Source organism: Vibrio sp. SCSIO 43086 (assembly GCF_051132235.1).
Lineage (GTDB): Bacteria > Pseudomonadota > Gammaproteobacteria > Enterobacterales > Vibrionaceae > Vibrio > Vibrio diabolicus.
The window spans coordinates 347,574-369,632 of the sequence record NZ_CP072677.1 but is presented as its reverse complement, the minus strand read 5'-3'; the positions used below and the strand labels follow the sequence as shown (position 1 = coordinate 369,632).

Here is a 22,059-nt window from a genome sequence, read left to right as displayed (position 1 = left end):
AACATACCCAAAACTGCTGAATGATTACTCTATTTAACTTACTGTTTCGATTGTTGATTGCTAAAACAAAAAGCCCCGAGAGACAAAAATCTCTCGGGGACCAATGAATTGTAAAAATTGATGATTACCAATATGGTCTTAACCGATAAGACCAAACGTCATCTTATTTTGCGGCAACCACTTCACCACAAGTGATCATCAGTTGATCGCGCAGCCAAATGTGGCCTTTATCTTTTTCACTTGATTCATGCCAGCTTAAGAAGCCGCTGATTTCCTTGTTTGCAAATGGGAAGTCTAGAATTTGCAGCTGATCGCTGTTTACCGCATTTTCTGCCATCCAACGTGGCGCGATAGTCACAAGCTCAGATTGACCTACCACATATAGTAGGTTGCTTAGACTAGAGCCTTCGTACGCGGCTTGGCAATCCAGTTCACGATATGCTTGTTCTGAGAAGCTGCGTTGACCGTGCACTTTCGATAACTTCGCATGTTTTTCGTTAAGCAGTTGCTCGGCCGTTACACCACCTTGAATGCGTGGGTGTGTTTTTGACGCGATAACCACTAATTCATCTTTGAAGATTTCAGTACTTGAGAAACCTTGCTCATCAAAGCGAGCATAATCGATCACGAAATCAATTTCTTGATAGCGCATACGCTCAGACAACAGACGGTCAAATTCTGCATCTAGGTGAAGCTGAACGTTTGGTGCTTGTTGATTCACTTTTGCCATGATCTTCGGAGCAAAACGCATGTCACAAGGACTGCAAATCGCCAGCTTAAATAAGCGAGTCGAAGATTCTGGTTGGAATACGGAGCTAGGAAGTTCATTACGAATCAGCTGTAATGCTTGGCGAATTGGACCAAACAATTGACGAGCACGTTGCGTTGGCTGAATACCACGGCCCTGACGCATAAACAGCTCGTCGTTAAACATCACTTTTAGGCGTGCCACGGCATTACTTACTGCCGGCTGAGACATGCCTAAGTTATGTGCTGCACGAGTAATATTTTGCTCTTGCATCACAGCATCAAATACAGTCAGTAGGTTTAAATCTACACCACGCAAAGTGCTTTCCATACGGTAGCTAGCAATTGCGCTCATCGCATCTTTCTTCTCTAACATTGAGTGCGCCTCTTTTGTAATCGTCAACTTTGTTCATTAAATTCATAACGAATAGAATCCCATCTCGCACAAAAGACGGCGGCTGGATTCGAATCATTTTACGAATAGATAACCTAACTTTTTATTATATTTGCTGTCCGGATACTTCCGGCTCGAACTGTACTATCAACTAATCGATTGCGGTTTCGCAACTAGATTGATATTTAATCAGTAAATTTTAGCCGATTAGGTATTTACCCTTTAAATAACAATAGCTTGATAAAAACATAAAAAACTATAAAACACGTAAAAGCGCATTCTTTGAGGAAGTATTTAGCAAATTGATGAGACGGATGGTCACCACACGCATGCATTTATCCTAGTTATTAGTCGAGGGTAAACCAACAGATGACGACTATATCTCTGAGTGAAATTTGCACTTATCAGTCAAATTATCAGCAAATACACATTGAATAGAAATGAAAGAGAAAGAATAAAAATGCAGCCTTCTAGATTGAAAGGCTGCAACAAAATCGTGTCAAAAATAGGAAGGAATAATATACTTAGAACAACGTACTTAAATGTTCGACACGTAACTTGGGAAATCAACTTGCTCCCACAACTGTTTGGATAACTCCGCTTGTGAATCCCACGCGCCTTGCAATACCCAATGAACAATGGCCTGAGCAACATCTGGATATTTCACACTTTCGGCTTGCTGCTCCTTTAGCCACTGGCGTACTGCGGAAATGTCTAAGCTCTCCATCGACATCGCAAGTCCTAAGTCTTCTAAGGTCGCGACATTGCTTTGTTGCTCAAACTGACCTGCGAGTGGCTTAAGCAATAATTTTTTCCCTAGAGACAGAGCTTCCGAAGGGAGCTCAAATCCACCATTGGCAATGACACCACTACACCGATGCAAATGATGCTGAAAGTTGCTGTGGCATAAAGGGCGTAATTCTATGTTTTCCACTTGCTCACATTCGATCACATCGGGGTGATAACAGATGAACGCTTGCTGGTTAAAATGGAACAGTAAATCCGAGATGTCTTCAATGGATTCGAACGGTAGGTAAACCAAAACAAAATCGTCATTTTCCGCTTGGCTATCGACGGTATGTACAATTGGCGGCAACAAAGGCTGGTCAAAATGATGCCAATGCAAACCGAGGTGGTGTTGAGAAGGCGCAAAGTATTCAATGACGGATTTGTCTAACCAACTCGCTCCCTTTAACGGCACTGGATAACGGAAAGCATTTTGGTGACTGATACCAATCGACGGCTTATTTTGTTGTTTTGCCGCCCATGCCGTAACAGGCTCGAAATCATTGAGCACGAGATCATAGGACGACAAATCAAGCTGTTTAACTTCTTTGCAAAATTGCACTAAATTGTTACTCAATGCTGTTTTCGCATAGTTCACTGAGCCTTTTTCAGTGATAAAGGTGAAGCCTCGGCGAGTCTGATAATCGCCAAACGCTTCCATTGAAAAGTACTTTTCAGGCGCTCGTCCAGAAAACAAAAAATCGACCTCAACATCGTGCTCTTTAAACGCATGACTCATCGCCCTCGCACGCGCAATATGTCCGTTTCCTGTACCTTGAACACCGTATAAGATTTTCATCAATTAGCCTCCCAGCATCGCAATCGCTAATCCACCACAAAGGCTACCTAGCAGTGCACCAATGATGACATCGGTAAAAAAGTGCACCCCCAATAAGATTCGCGCAGTTCCGATTAAACTTGCCCAAAAGAATGCTGCAATACCTAAACTCGGATAGAAGTGCTCAATCAGCGTCGCCATCACGAACGCTGCGGCGGTATGCCCTGAAGGAAGGCTATAGCGATCTGATGGGGTAATAAAAGCAGGAAGGAGTGCACTGAGTTCTTCAGGGCGACGACGCTTAAAACTGTTTTTCAGTGTCCAATAAATTGGCAACTCGATAGCAAAAGCAAGTAAACCCGCCAGTAAAAACCAGACTCCCTGCTCTTTATCTAAATACCAAGCTAATAAACCTAGCACCAAGTACAGATGTCCGTCACCACTGTGGGAGACTCCTTTGCTGATGTTGGCAACTTGCTGATTAAAACGGTGCTTAAGACAAACACTAGAGAGCGCTAAATCAAACTTAGCAATGGTTGCAATTGGCTGTGTAATTGTCTCTATGGTTCGCATGTGGCCTTTCCTTACTTTGACAACGCCGTTGTGTGAAAAGTAGGAGGTTTAGGTGACAACTGCATGACGGGAGTTTGGACAATTAATGACAAATGCCAAATTAGAGTGTGCCCAATAATCTATCTATTGGGCATAACCATAAAAATAGAACATTAAGAAGGGTTTGATGGTTGCGGTTGAGGGGTGTCTATATACCAGACTTTTCTCTTCTTGCGGCAGGCGCGCAAAGAGCCCGTCGTCATGTCGCCATCTTTTGTAAGCTCATAGCTCAGTGAGCGGCAAGTATAGTTTCCCGACAGTTCATGCTCTATACTCGTTTGCTCCGTTTTACTCGAGTTAGGCTCTAGTAGAGGGTTAGGCTGAGTAGATAAAATGTCACGATTTATCACATTACTGCGCGCATAATCCTTATGGACATAACCTTTTATCACTCCTTTCTGTTCAACGAGAAACCAAGGTTGATCAACCACTTTTGCTAGCACATTAAAGACCTCCCCTTTCGATAATACGCCAAGCTTTGCCCCTTCAAGACTCGGTTTGGAGCGTAGGTTTAATGTGGTCTTAGAGCGGTAAGAGACATCCATAAACTCTACTGGGTTTGAGGTATCCACACCGTCAGCTGTTGGTCGGAAGACTTCCGCTTGTTGTTTCTCACTAGGTTGCACTCGGATCTTCCACCACGAATAGGTTTCCGGATCTTTGCCTTTAAATTTATCTCGACTGTCCGACTCAAGAGCAACGAGCATTTGATTCAAAAACGATTCACGTCCCTCGTAGCTCAAGAATCGATCCATTTGATCATTGATAACCATGACGCTCTGCGAGTGATCATTAATAGCAACAGGGGAAATCTCTGCCATATAGGTTTGAGATTGAAACAGCTGACAACCCGATAAGCTGACCAGAGTAAATACTGCGGCTGAACGTCCAAATTGTTTTGCTAACCTCATTATTCCTTACCCCTTCTTTTTACCTAGTGCAACTGCACTACTATAAATGGTCATTCAAAACTTTTGCCAAACAATTCGGACCTTTGTGTGACAAGTCGCAATCCCAATGCTTGTTTTGATAATGAAACGTCGCAAACTTGATGAGAACATGCCTCTTCTAGCACGTTTCTATCGCACCATGCAGTTTCACTTAGCGCATCATTTTTCTCGAGTAAATGAAAAGACTCATCCGATATGAATAAAAAATCGACTTTAGGGTTGACGCGCTCCATGGAGTGCGGTACTAATTTGTTAACTTAATTATGTGGAAAGCTTAACAACTATGTCAGCTCATTTTTCTATTCTGCTTAGCCTCCTCCTGATCGTGACCAGTTCGCGCGGGTAGGCTGTGGAAGAAAAATAACCACACCAATTTCTAAGAACCCGCATGAGAATGCGGGTTTTTTTATATCTAAATACTGGAAGTAAACGATTAACTTGCACGAAAGTGCAGAAATCAGGAAGGAAGCAAACATGAACGATCAGGTCATTATATTCGACACCACATTGCGTGATGGCGAGCAAGCGTTGTCAGCAAGCTTGACGGTTAAAGAAAAACTGCAGATTGCCTATGCGCTGGAAAGACTCGGCGTTGATGTTATCGAAGCTGGCTTCCCAATCTCTTCACCTGGTGATTTCGAGTCGGTACAAACCATTGCAAAAAACATCAAAAACAGTCGAGTTTGTGCCCTTTCGCGTGCCGTTGCGAAAGATATTGATGCCGCCGCTGAAGCATTAAAAGTGGCCGACCAATTCCGTATTCACACGTTTTTAGCCACTTCCACCATTCACGTAGAAGACAAACTACGCCGCAGCTACGACGATGTACTTGAAATGGCGGTCAACGCCGTTAAACATGCGCGTAACTACACCGATGATGTCGAGTTTTCTTGTGAAGATGCAGGTCGTACTCCTATCGACAACCTATGTCGCATGGTAGAAGCTGCCATCAATGCAGGTGCGAGCACAATCAACATTCCAGATACCGTTGGCTACACAGTACCAAGCGAGTTTGGTGGCATTATTCAAACCCTTTTCAACCGCGTTCCAAACATTGATAAAGCGATCATCTCCGTTCACTGTCACGACGACTTGGGGATGTCAGTTGCCAACTCTATTGCCGCCGTTCAAGCCGGCGCACGTCAGATAGAAGGCACCATCAATGGCATTGGTGAGCGAGCAGGTAACTGTTCTCTTGAAGAGATCGCAATGATCATCAAGACGCGTCAAGAGTTCTTGGGGGTTCACACTGGCATTAAACATGATGAAATTCACCGCACCAGTAAATTGGTGAGCCAGTTATGCAACATGCCAATTCAGAGCAACAAAGCGATTGTGGGCGCAAATGCCTTTAGCCACTCTTCAGGTATCCATCAGGATGGCATGTTAAAGAATAAGAATACCTACGAAATCATGACCCCTGAGTCGATTGGCCTTAAAAACCAAGCACTAAACCTAACCAGCCGTAGTGGTCGCGCAGCCGTGAAGAGCCACATGGACACCATGGGATACAACGAGGACGAGTACAACCTAGACGCTCTATACGCGGACTTCTTGAAACTTGCCGACCGCAAAGGCCAAGTGTTCGATTACGATCTAGAGGCCCTAATGCACTTCTCGAACCTGCGTGAAGAAGATGACTTCTACAAACTGAACTACCTAAGCGTGCAATCGGGCAGCGTAATGGCCACCACCAGCATCAAAATGCAATGTGGCGATGAAGAAATGTGTGAAGCGGCAGTCGGTAATGGCCCAGTTGATGCGCTATACCAGTGTATCTACCGCGTGACAGGCTACGACATCGTACTGGATAAATTCGACCTAACCGCGAAAGGCGAAGGTGAAGATGGTTTGGGTCAAGCTGACATCATTGCCAACTACAAAGGTCGTAAATACCACGGCACGGGCGTTTCTACCGATATCGTTGAGGCTTCCGGTCAAGCACTATTGCACGTTATTAATAGCATCCACCGTGCAGACAAAATCGAAGAAATGAAGCAGAAAAAGATTGCGACTGTGTAATAACAACCGAGCTACATGGCTCAGGAAAGAACACGCTCGTTGAAATAATTAAGCTCAAAATTAGAAAACTTAAAGGATTAACATGACAGACAAATCATACAAAATTGCCGTCCTACCAGGTGACGGCATCGGCCCGGAAGTAATGGCGCAAGCACACAAGGTATTGGATGCTATCGAAAAGAAGCACGGTATTGCGTTTGAGCGTGACGAGCATGATGTAGGCGGCATCGCGATCGATAATCACGGCTCTCCACTTCCAGAAAGCACAGTAAAAGCGTGTGAAGAGTCTGATGCAGTCCTATTCGGTTCAGTTGGCGGTCCGAAGTGGGAACACTTGCCACCAAATGACCAACCTGAACGCGGTGCCCTACTACCACTACGCAAACACTTCCAACTGTTTTGTAACCTACGCCCAGCGCAAATCCACGCAGGCCTGGAAGCTTTCTCACCACTTCGTGCTGACATCTCAGGCCGTGGTTTTGACATCGTTGTGGTCCGTGAACTGACTGGTGGTATCTATTTCGGTCAACCAAAAGGCCGTGAAGGCGAAGGCGCGACAGAAAAAGCGTTTGATACTGAGGTGTACCACCGATTTGAGATCGAACGTATTGCAAAAATCGCCTTTGAATCTGCTCGTTTGCGTCGCAAGAAAGTCTGCTCTATCGATAAAGCGAACGTTCTACAAAGTTCAATCTTATGGCGTGAAGTGGTCGAAGAAATCGCGAAAGATTACCCAGATGTCGAGCTATCACACATGTACATCGACAACGCAACCATGCAGCTTATCAAAGACCCAGCACAGTTCGACGTCATGCTATGTTCAAACATCTTCGGCGACATCATTTCTGATGAGTGCGCAATGATCACTGGCTCAATGGGTATGCTGCCTTCAGCAAGCCTTAACGAAAGTAAGTTCGGTCTGTACGAACCAGCAGGTGGCAGTGCACCAGATATCGCAGGTAAGAACATTGCTAACCCTGTGGCTCAGATCCTATCAGCAGCACTGATGCTACGTTATAGCCTTGGCGAAGAAGCCGCAGCACAAGACATTGAAACATCGGTGTCGAAAGCACTTTCAGCTGGCGAGCTAACAGGCGACCTTGCAGGCGACAACCCGGCACTCTCAACGTCTGAAATGGGCGATAAGATTGCTGAGTACATCTTAAACTCGTAATACAGAACAGATTCATAATAAATACTAAATCCTCTATCCACCAATGACTTACCTCTAAGTCATTGGTGCTAAAACAAAGCAACAAGGATAACGAGGAAAGGAAGCAAACAATGGGCAAAACACTATACGAAAAAGTCTACGACGCACACGTTGCCGTCGCAGCAGAAGGGGAAAACCCTATCTTGTACATCGACCGTCACTTGGTACATGAAGTAACGTCTCCGCAGGCTTTTGATGGCTTGCGTGAAAAAGGTCGTAAAGTGCGTCAGGTCAGCAAAACTTTTGCCACTATGGACCACAACGTTTCGACCACCACCAAAGACATTAACGCATCCGGTGAGATGGCACGTATCCAGATGGAAACGCTATCGAAAAACTGTGAAGAGTTTGGCGTTACGCTTTACGACATCAACCACAAATACCAAGGTATTGTGCACGTCATGGGCCCAGAGCTTGGTATTACCCTACCGGGCATGACCATTGTTTGTGGTGACTCGCACACGGCTACACACGGTGCATTTGGCTCGCTAGCATTTGGTATTGGTACCTCTGAAGTTGAGCACGTATTAGCAACTCAAACGCTAAAACAAGCGCGTGCTAAAACGATGAAGATCGAAGTGAAAGGCAAAGTAGCTCCGGGCATTACTGCGAAAGACATTGTGCTAGCAATCATCGGTGAAACGACAGCAGCAGGCGGTACAGGCTACGTAGTTGAATTCTGTGGTGAAGCGATCACTGACCTTTCAATGGAAGGTCGCATGACCGTATGTAATATGGCGATTGAGTTAGGTGCAAAAGCCGGTTTGATTGCGCCAGATGAAACTACATTCGAATACATCAAAGGCCGTAAGTTCTCACCTCAAGGTGCGGATTTTGATGCCGCTGTAGAATATTGGAAGACATTAAAAACTGACGATGATGCCCAGTTTGATGCGGTCGTGACACTAAACGCAGCGGATATCAAACCACAAGTCACTTGGGGTACTAACCCAGGACAAGTTATCGCGGTAGACCAACCAATCCCAGCCCCAGAAAGTTTTGCCGACCCAGTAGAAAAAGCATCGGCAGAAAAAGCTCTGGCTTACATGGGTCTAGAAGCAGGCAAGTCATTGTCTGATTACAACGTCGATAAAGTCTTCGTTGGCTCTTGTACTAACTCACGTATCGAAGACATGCGCGCAGCGGCGGAAGTCGCGAAAGGTCGCAAAGTCGCGTCTCACGTTCAAGCGCTTATCGTTCCTGGCTCTGAGCAAGTAAAAGCGCAAGCGGAAGCAGAAGGCCTAGATGTCATCTTTAAAGAGGCGGGCTTTGAGTGGCGCCTACCAGGTTGCTCGATGTGTCTAGCAATGAACAACGACCGTTTGGGTCCACATGAACGTTGTGCGTCTACTTCAAACCGTAACTTTGAAGGCCGCCAAGGTCGTGATGGCCGTACCCACCTAGTGAGCCCTGCGATGGCAGCGGCAGCAGCAATTGCTGGTCACTTTGTAGATATTCGTGAACTAGACTAAGGAGCAAACAAATGTCAGGCTTTAAACAACATACAGGCTTAGTTGTTCCTCTAGATGCAGCGAACGTTGATACTGATGCCATCATTCCAAAACAGTTCCTACAAAAGGTGTCTCGCCTAGGCTTTGGTAAACACTTGTTCCATGACTGGCGCTTTCTAGATGATGCTGGCGAACAGCCAAATCCAGAGTTCGTGATGAACGCCCCACGCTACCAGGGCGCTTCCATCTTGCTGGCACGTGAAAACTTCGGTTGTGGCTCATCTCGCGAACACGCACCGTGGGCGCTAGCGGATTACGGCATAAAAGCGATGATCGCACCTAGCTTTGCCGATATTTTTTACGGCAACTCGATCAACAACCAAATGGTGCCAGTTCGTTTGACTGAGCAAGAAGTGGATGAAATCTTCCAGTTCGTTGAGGCCAACGAAGGCGCAGAAGTGGAAGTGGACCTAGAAGCGAATGTGGTTCGCGCCAACGGCAAAGAATATGGTTTTGAAATCGATTCGTTCCGTCGTCACTGCTTACTAAACGGTTTGGACAACATTGGCCTAACCCTTCAGCACGAAGATAAGATTGCTGAGTACGAAGCGAATATCCCAAGCTTCTTAAGCTAATTAAAATCGCAATTTAAACAAAAAAAGGTTGGCTTATGTCAGCCTTTTTTCTTTTATTTTCATTGCCTCAAGAAAGAAACTTCGCCTTATGCAGGTCTACACTATCAACAATATCTCATTCAAAGGTATCTCTATGAAGCGTCTGTTATTGCTATTGTGTGCTCTGGTTTCTTTCTCAGCGTTCGCTGCTCCTAAATCTGACTTGTGGCCGTATTGGCAACAATCGAATCAGGCCAACCAAACACACATTTCGCACCAGGAATGGCAACAACTGTTAGACAATTACTTGGTTGAACAAGGTGAGAATACTTTGTTCCGCTATAGCAAAGTCACGGCTTCCGACAAAGCGAAGTTAAAGCAGTACATCCGACGACTGGTAAAACTCGATCCATTGCAGTACAACCAAGCAGAGCAATACGCCTATTGGGTGAACCTTTACAACGCCATCACGGTAGATCTTATTTTGGATAACTATCCCGTCGAATCCATCACCAAGCTAGGTGGTTTATTTAGCTTTGGGCCTTGGGGAGACGATGTGGTCGTGGTCAACGGGAAGGATCTAACTTTAAACGATATTGAACATCGAATTTTGCGTCCAATTTGGAATGACCCAAGAACGCACTACGCCGTAAATTGTGCAAGTTTGGGATGCCCTAACCTACAAGCTCAAGCATTCACTGCCGAAAACACTGAAGCCTTACTTGAAAGTGCTGCCAGAACGTTTATTAACAGCAACAAAGGCGTATCCATTCAAGGAAACACGGCACAGCTGTCTTCCATTTATGATTGGTTTGCAGCGGACTTTGGTGGAGAAAAACAAGTCTTCAACCACATCGCGAAGTACGCGCCACAGTACAAAGACTTCTCTGGAAAAGTGAAGTACGAATACGATTGGAGTTTGAATCAAACTGACTAATTTATCGCCACCGTTCAGCTTGCAACGCTTTTGGTCACCCGTAACCCAAAAGCTAAAAAGGGCACCAAGTGCCCTTTTTACTTTCTAGATTTTGACAAAATCACTTAAAGCCTTTGACCTTTTTAATCAGATCGTAAGCGTTTTGAATCTCTTGAGATTTTTCTTTCGCTACGTTCATCATCTCTGGTGGTAGACCTTTAGCCATCAATTTGTCTGGGTGATGCTCGTTCATCAGTTTACGATAAGCACGCTTGACGGTTTTACTGTCGGCATCTGAAGACACATCCAGAATTTTGTACGCGTCAGCCAGTTGATCCGCTTGTGAAGCTTGTTGCCAGCTACCACCAGAAGATTGGCCTTGATGCTGACCATGAAAACCACCTTGGCTTTGGAAACGGAATGCGGCTTCTTGCATTTGCAAGCGACGCTCTAATTGCTCAGAAGAGAAACCCAAACCACGTGCAATCTTGTGTAGTACATTTCGTTCACTCGGGTGGATTGAGCCATCTGCAAAGGCCGCCGAGATTTGTAATTCAAGGAAAAATTGCAACAAGTCAAAGCGGCCTGCTGTCGAAATTTTCACACGAACAAGAACGTCTTCTAACGGAAAGTCACTGTCTTTACCTTCACGAAACGCATCTTGCGCAGCGCGGCGCTGTTCGCCATGCAAATTCATGCGATCCATCATGGCAGAAGCAAGTTGGATTTCCTCTTTGGTGACTTGGCCTTTCGCTTTTGCCACATGTCCCATTACCGCAAACGCCGCTTTAAAAAATTCTTCTTGGCGCTGAGCTTGGCTCGGCCCTTTTCCAAAGCCGCCAGTAGAGAACCCGGCTTGACTCAAGCGACGTGCTTTATCGAATTGATGGCCAATAAATAAGCCAAAGAGTAAACCTAGCGGCCCGCCAAGTAACAAGCCAAAAAAGGCACCCAGAATTTTGCCAAAAATATGCATTATGTGTTCTCTATCAATGAATTTTTATCGACGACGGCGGTCTTATAGTGCCGGATGCAACGATTTCCTTTATGATAATGGAATTAGTTTTATTTCGGCTAGGCCATTTCGCCTGCTTATCTTTGCAGCTATTTTGTCGTCATTATGCCACAGTGAATCAATACGCTGGGATAAATGCGACTATAGTTGATTCATTTGGCTATTACGCTAGGGTACAACAAGCCCTATAGCCATCGAGTAGTAGTGACACAGGAAAGTTCAATTCAATGCAACATTTCTCCCGCACATGTTTAGCGGCCTCTATCAGCACCGCCTTGTTTGTACCCACCACTCAAGCTGAAGCGAATATCCATGATAGTGTGCAGGAAATGCCCGCCACAGATCAATGTTTGGTCGATACCAGTGGCGAGGAGGACGCTCTTAATACCCCAGTAGTGGTAGAAGCTGACACCCTGCAAGCCATCAATGGTGACAAAGCTCAGTACTCAGGTAATGTACAAGTCACCCAAGGCCAGAAGAAAATCACCGCAGATAGCGTAACGCTGCACCAACAAGATAACGTCGTGGTTGCCGAAGGCAACGTGACTTTCAATGACGGCCAAGTCAAAGCTCGATCTGATCGTGTTACTAATGACATCAACCAAGACACGTTTTCACTGGAGAACACCGATTATCAGTTCCTTTGCCAACAAGGTCGAGGCACAGCAGCATACATCGCGCGTACAGGTCAGTCGGTTTATGAACTCGAAGATGGTTCTATTACATCATGTCCTCAAGGCGACAATTCATGGCGTTTAGTGGCATCAGGTATTGACGTTGACCAAGATGAAGAGACGGCGACGCTGCACCATCCTCGATTTGAAGTGTTAGACGTTCCTGTTTTCTATGTGCCGTATCTAACCATGCCAATTGGAGATACGCGTAAAACGGGTTTCCTCTTCCCTTCTTTATCTTATGGTTCTAGCGATGGTATGGAAGTCGAGGTGCCATTCTATTGGAACATCGCACCTCAATATGACATGACGCTCACCACGCTCTACATGCAGCAGCGCGGAACAAAACTCGATACTGATTTCCGCTACCTAACGGATGGTTGGGGGAATGGTGAAATCAAAGGCGAATACCTCAATAGCGATCGCAAATATCAAGACGAGTCTCGTTGGGGCTACCAAGTTAAACACGACGGTATTATCAATAAACAGTGGATAGTCAAAGTCGATTACTCAAAAGTGAGTGATATTGATTACTTCCTCGATCTCGACTCCGATATTGGTAACCGTGAAGATGGTCAACTGGTTCAAGAAGGACAAGTACAATATCGTTCTGATTTCTGGGATGCCTCGTTAACCGTTCGCGACTTCCAAATCTTATTGAAAGAAGAGAACCGCCCTTATCGCCTGCTTCCTCAGTTAGACTTGAACTACTACACGCCATTGTGGGGAGATTACCTCAACTTTGACGTGAAGAGCCAAGTGAGCCGCTTCGATACGAGCGATGCTGCGCGACCAAATGCGACCCGTGTTCATATTGAACCAGGGCTTACATTGCCGCTTTCAAATTCATGGGCAACGTGGACAACGGAAGCTCGCGTGCTTTCCACGTACTACTCTCAAGACTTAACGGGTCTGACAGATGTAAATTTGCAAAACCAGTTAGATGACGAAGTTTCTCGTGTTATCCCCGAGTTCCGTACGCATGCGCAACTTTACTTAGAGCGAGACACGAGTTGGATCAAGGGCTACACACAAACACTGGAACCTCAGCTGCAGTACTTGTACGTACCTGAAGAAGATCAAACCAATATCTACAACTACGATACCACCTTGCTACAAACCGACTACTACGGGCTATTCCGCAGTCGTAAGTACAGTGGCATTGATAAAATCGCCTCTGCGAACCAGTTAAGCTACGGTGCGAGTACTCGCTTCTTTGATGATGACTATAAAGAGCGTCTTAACGTTTCATTTGGTCAGATTTACTACTTCGATAAAAAGACCAAACTGAGCAACAGCCCAAATCTTCCGGATGAGACCACCAACTACTCATCATGGGCGATTGAAGCTGATTTCAACTACAACGATTACTTGTTCTATCACGGTGGAATTCAATACGATATCGATTTGAGCTCCATGCAGTTGGCGAACAGTACCTTAGAGTACCAATTTAACGGTGGCTTTATTCAGGGTAACTATCGTTACGTCACGCGTGAATACATCGAAGATACGATCATTCTCGAAAACCTAGACACAATTACTCGTAAAGGCATTTCACAAGCAGGTATTGTAGCGGCCTACGAGTTCAACCCGAACTGGTCTGCAAGTGGTCAATACTACTACGACCTAAATGAAAATGCGGACCTAGAATGGCTAGCGAGCCTGCGTTACCAGTCTGACTGTTGGTACATTGGTGTGACTTACGCCAACCAATTGCTTGGTTGGGAAAACCAAACTATCGGCAGCACTGGCGCATCACCTGAATACGAAAATAACTTTAGCGTTAACTTCGGTATTCAAGGCTTTGCGACCAATCAGCGTGAAGACACTGCAGTCAAAGAACTGGATGGTTCTGACAACGCGATTAAGTACGGCCGCCCATTCTATCTGAACAATTAATCGAAATAGGCGTCTTAAATGGATAAGACGCCTATTCAAAAAATACTGACGGAATTTTAAATGAAAATTTGGAAATCAATCTTATTCACGACCCTACTCTCTTGCGGAGCGGTTGCAGCACCAGTAGAGATCGATAAGGTTGCGGTCATCGTGAATGACGGTGTAATTCTACAAAGCGACATCGAAACAGCGATGAAAACGCTGCAAGCCAACGCACGTCAAAGCGGAAAGAGCTTACCTTCTGCTAGCGTGTTAAAAGAACAAGTTGTTGAAAAGCTGATTATTGACACGTTGCAAGGCCAAGAAGCAGACCGTATCGGTGTGCGTATTGACGATAACCGCTTAAACCAAGCGATTGCGGAGATCGCACGTAATAATGAACAATCTGTAGAACAACTCGCCGCTTCTGTAGAAAGTGAAGGCTTGAGTTACCCAGAATTCCGCGAACAAATTCGTAAGGAAATCGCCGCTTCAGAAGCCCGTAATGCACTGGTTCGTCGCCGTATTAATATCCTTCCAGCAGAAGTCGACAGCCTTGCTGAGCAACTATCACAAGAAACCAATGCGACCGTTCAATACAAAATTGGACACATTCAACTGCGCTTCTCTGATGACAAAGAAAAGTCTGCTGTAGAAGCAGAAGCAAAAGCGCTAGCGAAAAAGCTAAACGAAGGTGCAGACTTTACGGAGATGGCCTACACCTACTCAAAAGGTCCTAAAGCTTTACAAGGTGGTGACTGGGGTTGGATGCGTAAAGAAGAGATGCCAACCATCTTTGCCGATCAGATCAAAATGCAAAACAAAGGCAGCATCATTGGCCCATTCCGCAGTGGCGTCGGTTTCCACATCCTAAAAATTGAAGATGTAAAAGGCTTAGAAACGGTTGCGGTAACGGAAGTAAATGCGCGTCATATTTTGATTAAACCAACCGTGATTCTGAGTGATGAAGGGGCGAAGAAGCAACTGAATGAGTTTGTACGCCGCATCAAAGCCGGCGAAGCCACTTTCGCTCAATTGGCAACGCAGTACAGCCAAGACCCTGGCTCGGCAGCGCAAGACGGCGAGCTAGGTTATCAAACGCCAGATCTGTACGTGCCAGAATTTAAACACCAAGTAGAAACTCTGCCTGTTGGCTCAATCAGCGAACCGTTCAAAACCGTTCACGGCTGGCATATCGTTGAAGTGTTGGATCGTCGCCAAGTTGACCGCACTGACTCAGCGATGAAGAATAAGGCTTACCGTATTCTATTTAACCGTAAATTTAATGAAGAAGCGGGCGCATGGATGCAAGAGCTACGCGCAAGTGCGTTTGTTGAAATCGTGGATGACAACAATGACAACTAATACAATTCGTAGAATTGTCGTAACCGCAGGGGAACCTGCGGGTATCGGCCCAGACTTAGTGCTTGCCTTATCGAAGGAAGATTGGGCACACCAAATTGTCGTCTGCGCCGATAAAAATATGCTGATGGACAGAGCCAAGCAGCTTGGCATTGAAGTCCAACTGTCTGATTACAATCCAGAAGAAGCGCCTAAAGCACAAAAAGCAGGCACGCTTATCGTTGATCATATCCAAATATCGGAACCTGCGGTCGCAGGCGAGCTCAACGAAGTGAATGGTCACTATGTACTAAAAACGCTAGAAAGAGCCGCTTTAGGCTGTATGAATGATGAATTTGATGCTATTGTCACCGGCCCTGTTCATAAGGGGGTGATTAATCGCGCAGGTGTTGCATTCAGTGGTCATACTGAGTTTTTCGCCGAGAAGTCAAAAACGCCGCTAGTCGTCATGATGCTAGCAACGGAAGGACTACGCGTGGCGCTGGTCACAACACATATTCCTTTAGCGTATGTGTCCAAAGCGGTCACCGAAGAGCGATTAGAAAAAATCATCGATATTCTTCATAAAGACCTTGTAGAAAAGTTTGCTATCGCCCAACCAAACATTTACGTTTGCGGGCTTAACCCTCATGCTGGTGAAGATGGCTGCTTAGGTCGTGAAGAGATCGAAACCATCACTCCGACACTGGAAAAGATTCGACAAGAAAAAGGTATCAACCTGATCGGTCCTTTGCCGGCAGATACCATTTTCAATGAAAAATATTTAAATGATGCTGATGCTGTTTTAGGCATGTACCACGACCAAGTGTTGCCAGTATTAAAATACAAAGGCTTTGGTCGTTCAGTAAACATTACTCTTGGTCTACCTTTTATTAGAACATCGGTGGATCACGGTACTGCATTAGATCTGGCAGGGACAGGTCAAGCGGATACAGGGAGTTTCCGAACAGCGCTCACGCATGCGATAGATTTGGTAGAGAAGAAACAATGAGAAATGATGTCCATTTAGGACACAAAGCGCGTAAACGTTTTGGTCAAAACTTCCTGAACGATCCATACATTATTGATGGAATCGTATCAGCGATTAACCCAAAACCAGGTCAAAACCTGGTTGAAATCGGTCCTGGTCTTGGTGCAATCACTGAGCCGGTAGGTCGTGAAGTGGATAAATTCACGGTCATCGAACTGGACCGCGATCTGGCGGAACGCCTACGTACTCACCCTGAACTGGCGGATAAGTTGACCATCCATGAGGGTGACGCTATGCGTTTTGACTTCACTCAATTAGTGAAGCCAAACAACAAGCTACGCATTTTCGGTAACTTGCCGTACAACATCTCTACACCATTGATGTTCCACCTTTTTGAATTCCATAAAGATATTCAAGACATGCACTTTATGCTGCAAAAAGAAGTGGTAAACCGCTTAGCCGCCGGCCCTGGCAGCAAAGCTTACGGCCGTTTAACGGTAATGGCTCAGTACTACTGTAAAGTGGTACCAGTACTGGAAGTACCGCCAACGGCATTCGTTCCACCACCGAAAGTGGACTCTGCCGTTGTTCGTTTAGTGCCATATGAAGAGCTACCATGCCCTGCGAAAGATCTGCGTTTGCTGGATCGCGTTTGTCGTGAAGGCTTTAACCAACGTCGTAAAACAGTTCGTAACTGCTACAAATCGTTGTTAAGCACAGAAGTACTAGAAGAGCTAGGTGTTAATCCAAGCATGCGTCCAGAGAACCTGACGCTAGAACAATTCGTCGCGATGGCGAACTGGCTTGCGGATAACCCGCAGCACTAAGAACTCAAACAATGAGCCAAACCCTTGCCGGTTTGGCTTATTATTATTGGGATATTACGTTTCTGAGGAGTGCACATGGACGTCATTCAACCTTGCATCAAAATTCAAGTTCACACCAAATACATCGAAGAACAGTCCAATCCTGAGCTACAACGCTACGTTTTCGCCTATATCATCACCATCAAAAACCTTAGCCAACAAACCGTGCAGTTAGTGAGCCGTCGCTGGTTAATCACAGACTCGAATGGCAAGCAAATGACGGTTGAAGGTGATGGTGTGGTGGGTCAACAACCTTTTATTCCAAGCAATGATGAATACACGTACAGTAGCGGAACCGCGTTAGAAACCCCTGTCGGCGTTATGCAAGGGCACTACAAAATGCTGGATGAAAAAGGACAGGAGTTCATCACCGAAATTGAACCATTTCGTCTTGCTGTTCCAAATGTTTTAAATTAGTAAATTGGAGATTCAGTGGCTACCTATATTGTTGGTGATATTCAAGGCTGTTTTGATGAATTGCAGCGACTACTAGAACAAGTCTCTTTCTCTGCGAAAAAAGACCAACTGTGGCTCGCTGGTGATTTGGTCGCCAGAGGGCCTAAATCACTAGAAACTTTACGCTTTGTGAAGTCGCTTGGCAAAAGCGCAACCGTGGTGCTTGGTAATCACGACCTTCACCTGCTCGCCGTTGCTCACGGGATAAAAAAGGTCAAAGACAAAGATAGGACCGCACCTATTTTCACGGCACCCGATAAAGAAGAGCTATTGGCATGGCTAGCTCAGCAACCTCTTATGGCCGAGCATGACGAGTTCGTGATGTGTCACGCTGGGATATCACCACAGTGGAATCTAAAAACCGCAAGAAAATGTGCCCGCGAAGTTGAACGCATCATCCAAAGTGAAGAGCTGCCTTGGCTCTTAAAAAACATGTACAGTAATCAACCTGATTCCTGGCATGACTCTCTACAGGGTTTGGACCGATACCGTTATATTATCAATGCTTTTACGCGGATGCGCTTTTGCTTCCCCGATGGTCGTTTGGATATGGATTGTAAACTACCACCACAACAAGTTTCCGGTAACGAACTTATTCCATGGTTTGATGTACCTCAGCGCGTTCACCTCAATAAAACGGTGTTATTTGGTCACTGGGCTGCACTACAAGGCCATGTAGACGAAGAGATCATCGGTCTGGATACTGGCTGTGTTTGGGGCGGAAGCCTAACCATGATCCGTTGGGACGATAAGAAAATCTTTACTCAGGATGCGTTAAGTTAAACACGGAATAATAGTCGATAATCCATCGTAGGGAGAATGCCTGTCACCTAACATCTCCTGTAGGGTCATTCCAGCGAGCCTTAGCGAGACTAGGAATCTAATATCCGCACGCTGCGGGTAGATAGAGATACCTTTGACAACAAAGTACTCGTATAGAAGATCCTGAATCACGCTCCTCCGTCGCTTTCAGGATGATGGCAGGCCGGGATGGCCGCTCGCTGTTATACGAACGGCATTACCGTATTAACTACGCTGTTTTAATCTCGAATTACTTTTCTAACACAGTAAAGCGCATGTTGTAGGCGTTCTTCTCATCCGCTTGATACGTTTCTGAGTAGGTTTCCTTAAATTGATCTCCCCAGTCTGGGAACTGAGTATCACCATCAATCGCGGCTTCAATGTGTGTTACATACAGTTTATTGGCCATCGGCAGACAAGCTGCGTAAATCGCACCACCACCAATGATCATCACTTCTTCCACGTCACCAGCCACGTCCAAAGCTTGCTCAATCGATGTTACGGTAGTGACGCCTTCGATCTTTAGTGTCTCATCACGGCTGATAACAATATTCAAGCGACCAGGTAAAGGGCGACCAATAGACTCATAGGTTTTGCGTCCCATCACAACTGGTTTTCCCATGGTACAACGCTTAAACCAAGCGAAATCGGCGGGAAGATGCCAAGGCATTTGATTGTCTTTGCCAATGATGCGATTGTCGGCCATCGCGGCAATCATACTAATGATCATGTTAGGTCCTTATACAATTGGTCTGCGGCGATAGAATAACAGCCCTGGAATAGCAAGACCAACAGCTAAGCCTGCAATAATAAACATGGCCTTAAGAAAGTTCTCCATACAAGTTGCAACGAGCTCAGGTGAATAACCAATATGGTTGATCTCAACCATGGCTATCATTGCTTTGTAAGCAAACACGCCAGGTACCATCGGGATCAAAGCTGCCACAGTGAACACTTTTGGGTGCGCGAGAAAGCGGCGAGACCAGTATACCCCGATCATCCCAACTAGCGTCGCGGCAAAAAAGGTCGCCCATTCAATGGGAATACCAAACTGCATCATCAAATAACGGCTGCCGTGTCCAATCGCGCCGCCAACAGCGCAATACACTAAAGCTCTTTGTGGCACGTTAAAAACCAGTGCAAATCCAACTGCGGGAATCGCAGCGAAAAACATGTCATTCAGCAGTCCAAGCATCAAATCAAACAAACTCATTAGATTGCCCACCCCCAAATTCCAGTAACGCTCATCGCAGCAACGATGCCCAAACACGTCGCCAACGTCAGTAAGCTGGCCATCACAAACCGGGCAATACCCATGTTAATGTGCCCTTTCAGCATGTCTGCCACCGAGTTAATCAACGGGAAACCCGGTACGAGCATTAATACCGACGATGCCATTGCAACAGTGGGCAGATTGCCGATTTGGTAGATTTCCGCTTGCGCAGAAATTAAGGTGGTGACAAAGGCGGTCGCTGCAAAGTTCAGTAAAGGGTTAAAGTGACGATGACCAATTTCTTGGCGAACGATCATGCCACCAGCTGATGCTAAAAAGGTCATAACAAATACCCCCAAATCACCACCTGCCAGATGACTGAATGCCGCACATGACAAGCCAATCATAAACACCACCAACCAGCGGTTATAACGCTCTGGACTGATGGCGTTCAGCTTTTTCTGCGCCATGGTTGCATCGAGCAGCCCACGCTCCATCATGATGCAGATACGTTGAATTTGCGTAATAACGCGCATATTAATGCCACGATCGGCACAACTTCGGGTGGTGGTGATGCAGTGTCCATCCATTACCGTCGTGACAACCAGTGCATTGGCTGATAGCGCAACCGCAACTTCATTAACCCCACAAGCAAGGCCAATACGGCGCATAATATCGCTCACCAGAGTACTTTCAGCACCATGAGCGAGTAGCATTTGCCCGGCTTGGGCAACAAGGCGAGAAATAGATCGTTGAGTGGATACCGCCAACTCTCCAGACGGTACGGTTTCTAGAGTCATAAATCAGTCTAATTCCTTTTAGGGTGTTGCTCATTCATACGCGAGAGGTCCAAACTAGCCCTCAAAAATCACGACGTATCGGCTATTGTGCCGTAAATCACACCATCTAAATATGATTTAGATACAAAAAAAGCCGCAATAAATAAATTGCGGCTTAATGAATTATAGACAAACAGGCATTGTTTGACTGTTCTGATTAGTCACGAACGTAGACAACGTGACCGTCATCTTCTTCATCGTCCCAGTCATCCCAATCGTCGTCGTCATCTTCAGTGATAACGTCTTTCCCCGCCATCGCATCTTTATGGTAGTCATCCCACATGAAGTTAACTTTATCTTCTTCAGCCACTTCTTCCTCTTCGCGAGGTAGATTATCCATAAAGTCAGCCAGTTTGTAACAAAGCTCTTTAGTGCCGTTGCGGTTGATCGCCGAGATCTTAAAGTACTCGTCTTCCCAGCCTAGTGCGTCTAAGATTTCTTGGATCTTCTCATTCGCTTCTTCTTCAGGCATTAAATCAACTTTGTTGAATACCAACCAGCGTGGCTTGCTTGCCAGTTTTTCACTGTATTGCTCTAGCTCATCAATGATCGTTAATGCATTTTGCACCGGATCAGACTGATCAATTGGCATAATATCGATCATGTGCAGCAACACTCGGCAACGCTCTAAGTGCTTCAAGAATCGAATACCAAGACCAGCGCCATCTGCTGCACCTTCGATAAGACCTGGAATGTCTGCAACAACAAAGCTTTTCTCTGGTACGACACTCACTACGCCCAAGCTTGGGATCAACGTCGTGAATGGGTAATCAGCGACTTTTGGTTTTGCTGCTGAGACTGCGCGGATAAAGGTTGATTTACCTGCATTAGGTAGACCAAGCATACCAACGTCAGCAAGAAGCAATAGCTCAAGGCGAATTTCACGTACTTCACCTTTTGTGCCTAATGTTCTTTGACGAGGCGCGCGGTTTACTGAAGATTTGAAACGCGTGTTACCTAGACCGTGCCAACCGCCTTTTGCGATCATCACTTTCTTACCGTGTTCAGCAACTTCTGCCACGATTTCATTTGTGTGGATATCCACTGCGCGCGTACCTACAGGTACACGAAGAACAATGTCTTTACCACGTTTACCAGTACAGTTACCGCCGCGGCCATTCTCACCACGCTCCGCTTCGTAGAAGCGCTGGAAACGATAATCAATCAGAGTGTTAAGGTTTTCATCGGCTTGGATATAAACATCACCACCGTCGCCACCATCACCGCCATCAGGGCCACCTTTAGTGATGAACTTTTCACGCCAGAAACTCACAACGCCGCTACCGCCGTCGCCAGCCTGAACTTTTACTACCGCTTCATCTACGAACTTCATCTTTTACTCCGACTACTTCGTGCGTGGATTAAATCTACTTTGTCATCTGACAATTTTAGCAGATGACAGATCTAAGCTCCCAGCCCACAAATAAGGTGGAAACGAGAAACTTCGATATGTCGACTGCCATAAATAAAAAACCCCGCCGATTCGGCAGGGCTTTTGAATT

At 45.8% G+C, this 22,059-nt stretch carries 20 protein-coding genes; 11 read left to right on the top strand and 9 right to left on the bottom strand.

The window, feature by feature from the left end:
• Positions 1 to 163 precede the first annotated feature (163 nt).
• From calR to J8Z23_RS01770, 4 genes are all read right to left on the bottom strand, one after another.
• On the bottom strand, positions 164 to 1,123 hold the full coding sequence (gene calR / locus J8Z23_RS01785; RefSeq protein WP_005379693.1) for a LysR family transcriptional regulator CalR: 960 nt from the start codon (positions 1,121 to 1,123) through the stop codon (positions 164 to 166).
• A 556-nt stretch (positions 1,124 to 1,679) separates the two neighbouring features.
• Positions 1,680 to 2,726: an MJ1255/VC2487 family glycosyltransferase gene (locus J8Z23_RS01780; protein ID WP_005392259.1), complete on the bottom strand. Its 1,047-nt coding sequence runs from the start codon at positions 2,724 to 2,726 to the stop codon at positions 1,680 to 1,682.
• A 3-nt stretch (positions 2,727 to 2,729) separates the two neighbouring features.
• Positions 2,730 to 3,278 carry a phosphatase PAP2 family protein gene (locus J8Z23_RS01775; RefSeq protein WP_005392260.1) on the bottom strand — a complete coding sequence of 183 codons (549 nt, stop codon included), beginning with the start codon at positions 3,276 to 3,278 and terminating at the stop codon, positions 2,730 to 2,732.
• 152 nt (positions 3,279 to 3,430) lie between these two features.
• On the bottom strand, positions 3,431 to 4,228 hold the full coding sequence (locus J8Z23_RS01770) for an SH3 domain-containing protein (RefSeq protein ID WP_301659503.1): 798 nt from the start codon (positions 4,226 to 4,228) through the stop codon (positions 3,431 to 3,433).
• A gap of 513 nt (positions 4,229 to 4,741) precedes the next feature.
• Here J8Z23_RS01770 and leuA point away from each other — a divergent pair.
• The 5 genes from leuA (at position 4,742) to J8Z23_RS01745 (ending at position 10,504) form a co-directional block, all read left to right on the top strand.
• Positions 4,742 to 6,289, top strand: a complete 1,548-nt coding sequence (gene leuA / locus J8Z23_RS01765) for a 2-isopropylmalate synthase (protein ID WP_006742733.1) — start codon at positions 4,742 to 4,744, stop codon at positions 6,287 to 6,289.
• Between the two features lie 82 nt (positions 6,290 to 6,371).
• Positions 6,372 to 7,463, top strand: a complete 1,092-nt coding sequence (gene leuB / locus J8Z23_RS01760; RefSeq protein ID WP_047009046.1) for a 3-isopropylmalate dehydrogenase — start codon at positions 6,372 to 6,374, stop codon at positions 7,461 to 7,463.
• Between the two features lie 110 nt (positions 7,464 to 7,573).
• Positions 7,574 to 8,974, top strand: coding sequence for a 3-isopropylmalate dehydratase large subunit (leuC, locus tag J8Z23_RS01755; protein WP_039841408.1), 1,401 nt, complete (start codon positions 7,574 to 7,576; stop codon positions 8,972 to 8,974).
• A gap of 11 nt (positions 8,975 to 8,985) precedes the next feature.
• Positions 8,986 to 9,588, top strand: coding sequence for a 3-isopropylmalate dehydratase small subunit (gene leuD / locus J8Z23_RS01750; protein WP_005430484.1), 603 nt, complete (start codon positions 8,986 to 8,988; stop codon positions 9,586 to 9,588).
• 133 nt (positions 9,589 to 9,721) lie between these two features.
• A complete protein-coding gene (locus tag J8Z23_RS01745) occupies positions 9,722 to 10,504 on the top strand; it encodes a DUF547 domain-containing protein (RefSeq protein WP_046874030.1) in 783 nt (260 codons plus the stop codon).
• A 100-nt stretch (positions 10,505 to 10,604) separates the two neighbouring features.
• On the opposite strand, the gene djlA is transcribed toward J8Z23_RS01745, so the two are convergent.
• The gene (gene djlA, locus J8Z23_RS01740) at positions 10,605 to 11,459 is read right to left on the bottom strand and encodes a co-chaperone DjlA (protein WP_005383076.1); all 855 of its coding nucleotides are present in this window, start codon (positions 11,457 to 11,459) and stop codon (positions 10,605 to 10,607) included.
• Positions 11,460 to 11,725: 266 nt separating this feature from the next.
• Here djlA and lptD point away from each other — a divergent pair, with 266 nt between their 5' ends.
• From lptD to apaH, 6 genes are all read left to right on the top strand, one after another.
• Entirely contained in the window at positions 11,726 to 14,071 is a 2,346-nt protein-coding gene (gene lptD / locus J8Z23_RS01735; protein ID WP_006742729.1) for an LPS assembly protein LptD, read from the top strand.
• 60 nt (positions 14,072 to 14,131) lie between these two features.
• Positions 14,132 to 15,415: a peptidylprolyl isomerase SurA gene (gene surA, locus J8Z23_RS01730; protein ID WP_006742728.1), complete on the top strand. Its 1,284-nt coding sequence runs from the start codon at positions 14,132 to 14,134 to the stop codon at positions 15,413 to 15,415.
• Positions 15,405 to 16,403 carry a 4-hydroxythreonine-4-phosphate dehydrogenase PdxA gene (gene pdxA / locus J8Z23_RS01725; RefSeq protein ID WP_301579944.1) on the top strand — a complete coding sequence of 333 codons (999 nt, stop codon included), beginning with the start codon at positions 15,405 to 15,407 and terminating at the stop codon, positions 16,401 to 16,403. Before surA ends, pdxA begins: the two co-directional genes overlap by 11 nt.
• A complete protein-coding gene (rsmA, locus tag J8Z23_RS01720; protein ID WP_005379669.1) occupies positions 16,400 to 17,209 on the top strand; it encodes a 16S rRNA (adenine(1518)-N(6)/adenine(1519)-N(6))-dimethyltransferase RsmA in 810 nt (269 codons plus the stop codon). The genes pdxA and rsmA overlap by 4 nt, the downstream gene beginning before the upstream one ends.
• Positions 17,210 to 17,284: 75 nt before the next feature.
• Positions 17,285 to 17,665: a Co2+/Mg2+ efflux protein ApaG gene (gene apaG, locus J8Z23_RS01715; RefSeq protein WP_005379668.1), complete on the top strand. Its 381-nt coding sequence runs from the start codon at positions 17,285 to 17,287 to the stop codon at positions 17,663 to 17,665.
• A 15-nt stretch (positions 17,666 to 17,680) separates the two neighbouring features.
• Positions 17,681 to 18,487 (top strand): bis(5'-nucleosyl)-tetraphosphatase (symmetrical) ApaH, encoded by an 807-nt coding sequence (gene apaH, locus J8Z23_RS01710; RefSeq protein ID WP_170892324.1) that lies wholly within the window; start codon positions 17,681 to 17,683, stop codon positions 18,485 to 18,487.
• Positions 18,488 to 18,755: 268 nt separating this feature from the next.
• On the opposite strand, the gene folA is transcribed toward apaH, so the two are convergent.
• The 4 genes from folA to cgtA all read right to left on the bottom strand — a co-directional run bounded on the left by folA (position 18,756) and on the right by cgtA (position 21,890).
• Positions 18,756 to 19,235: a type 3 dihydrofolate reductase gene (folA, locus tag J8Z23_RS01705; protein ID WP_005392293.1), complete on the bottom strand. Its 480-nt coding sequence runs from the start codon at positions 19,233 to 19,235 to the stop codon at positions 18,756 to 18,758.
• Between the two features lie 9 nt (positions 19,236 to 19,244).
• Positions 19,245 to 19,718, bottom strand: a complete 474-nt coding sequence (locus tag J8Z23_RS01700; RefSeq protein ID WP_434634637.1) for a threonine/serine exporter family protein — start codon at positions 19,716 to 19,718, stop codon at positions 19,245 to 19,247.
• Entirely contained in the window at positions 19,718 to 20,518 is an 801-nt protein-coding gene (locus J8Z23_RS01695; protein WP_301569218.1) for a threonine/serine exporter family protein, read from the bottom strand. The genes J8Z23_RS01700 and J8Z23_RS01695 overlap by 1 nt, the downstream gene beginning before the upstream one ends.
• A 196-nt stretch (positions 20,519 to 20,714) precedes the next feature.
• A complete protein-coding gene (gene cgtA / locus J8Z23_RS01690) occupies positions 20,715 to 21,890 on the bottom strand; it encodes an Obg family GTPase CgtA (RefSeq protein WP_005383091.1) in 1,176 nt (391 codons plus the stop codon).
• Positions 21,891 to 22,059 lie beyond the last annotated feature (169 nt).

Bases quoted from the DNA above. Each gene is read 5' to 3' on its own strand.
- leuA (WP_006742733.1), top strand. From the start codon at position 4,742: ATGAACGATCAGGTCATTATATTCGACACCACATTGCGTGATGGCGAG.
- leuC (WP_039841408.1), top strand. From the start codon at position 7,574: ATGGGCAAAACACTATACGAAAAAGTCTACGACGCACACGTTGCCGTC.
- cgtA (WP_005383091.1), bottom strand. From the start codon at position 21,890: ATGAAGTTCGTAGATGAAGCGGTAGTAAAAGTTCAGGCTGGCGACGGC.
- J8Z23_RS01745 (WP_046874030.1), top strand. From the start codon at position 9,722: ATGAAGCGTCTGTTATTGCTATTGTGTGCTCTGGTTTCTTTCTCAGCG.
- J8Z23_RS01780 (WP_005392259.1), bottom strand. From the start codon at position 2,726: ATGAAAATCTTATACGGTGTTCAAGGTACAGGAAACGGACATATTGCG.
- J8Z23_RS01775 (WP_005392260.1), bottom strand. From the start codon at position 3,278: ATGCGAACCATAGAGACAATTACACAGCCAATTGCAACCATTGCTAAG.
- djlA (WP_005383076.1), bottom strand. From the start codon at position 11,459: ATGCATATTTTTGGCAAAATTCTGGGTGCCTTTTTTGGCTTGTTACTT.
- J8Z23_RS01770 (WP_301659503.1), bottom strand. From the start codon at position 4,228: ATGAGGTTAGCAAAACAATTTGGACGTTCAGCCGCAGTATTTACTCTG.
- surA (WP_006742728.1), top strand. From the start codon at position 14,132: ATGAAAATTTGGAAATCAATCTTATTCACGACCCTACTCTCTTGCGGA.
- calR (WP_005379693.1), bottom strand. From the start codon at position 1,123: ATGTTAGAGAAGAAAGATGCGATGAGCGCAATTGCTAGCTACCGTATG.
- leuD (WP_005430484.1), top strand. From the start codon at position 8,986: ATGTCAGGCTTTAAACAACATACAGGCTTAGTTGTTCCTCTAGATGCA.
- lptD (WP_006742729.1), top strand. From the start codon at position 11,726: ATGCAACATTTCTCCCGCACATGTTTAGCGGCCTCTATCAGCACCGCC.
- J8Z23_RS01695 (WP_301569218.1), bottom strand. From the start codon at position 20,518: ATGACTCTAGAAACCGTACCGTCTGGAGAGTTGGCGGTATCCACTCAA.
- J8Z23_RS01700 (WP_434634637.1), bottom strand. From the start codon at position 19,718: ATGAGTTTGTTTGATTTGATGCTTGGACTGCTGAATGACATGTTTTTC.
- rsmA (WP_005379669.1), top strand. From the start codon at position 16,400: ATGAGAAATGATGTCCATTTAGGACACAAAGCGCGTAAACGTTTTGGT.
- apaG (WP_005379668.1), top strand. From the start codon at position 17,285: ATGGACGTCATTCAACCTTGCATCAAAATTCAAGTTCACACCAAATAC.
- folA (WP_005392293.1), bottom strand. From the start codon at position 19,235: ATGATCATTAGTATGATTGCCGCGATGGCCGACAATCGCATCATTGGC.
- pdxA (WP_301579944.1), top strand. From the start codon at position 15,405: ATGACAACTAATACAATTCGTAGAATTGTCGTAACCGCAGGGGAACCT.
- leuB (WP_047009046.1), top strand. From the start codon at position 6,372: ATGACAGACAAATCATACAAAATTGCCGTCCTACCAGGTGACGGCATC.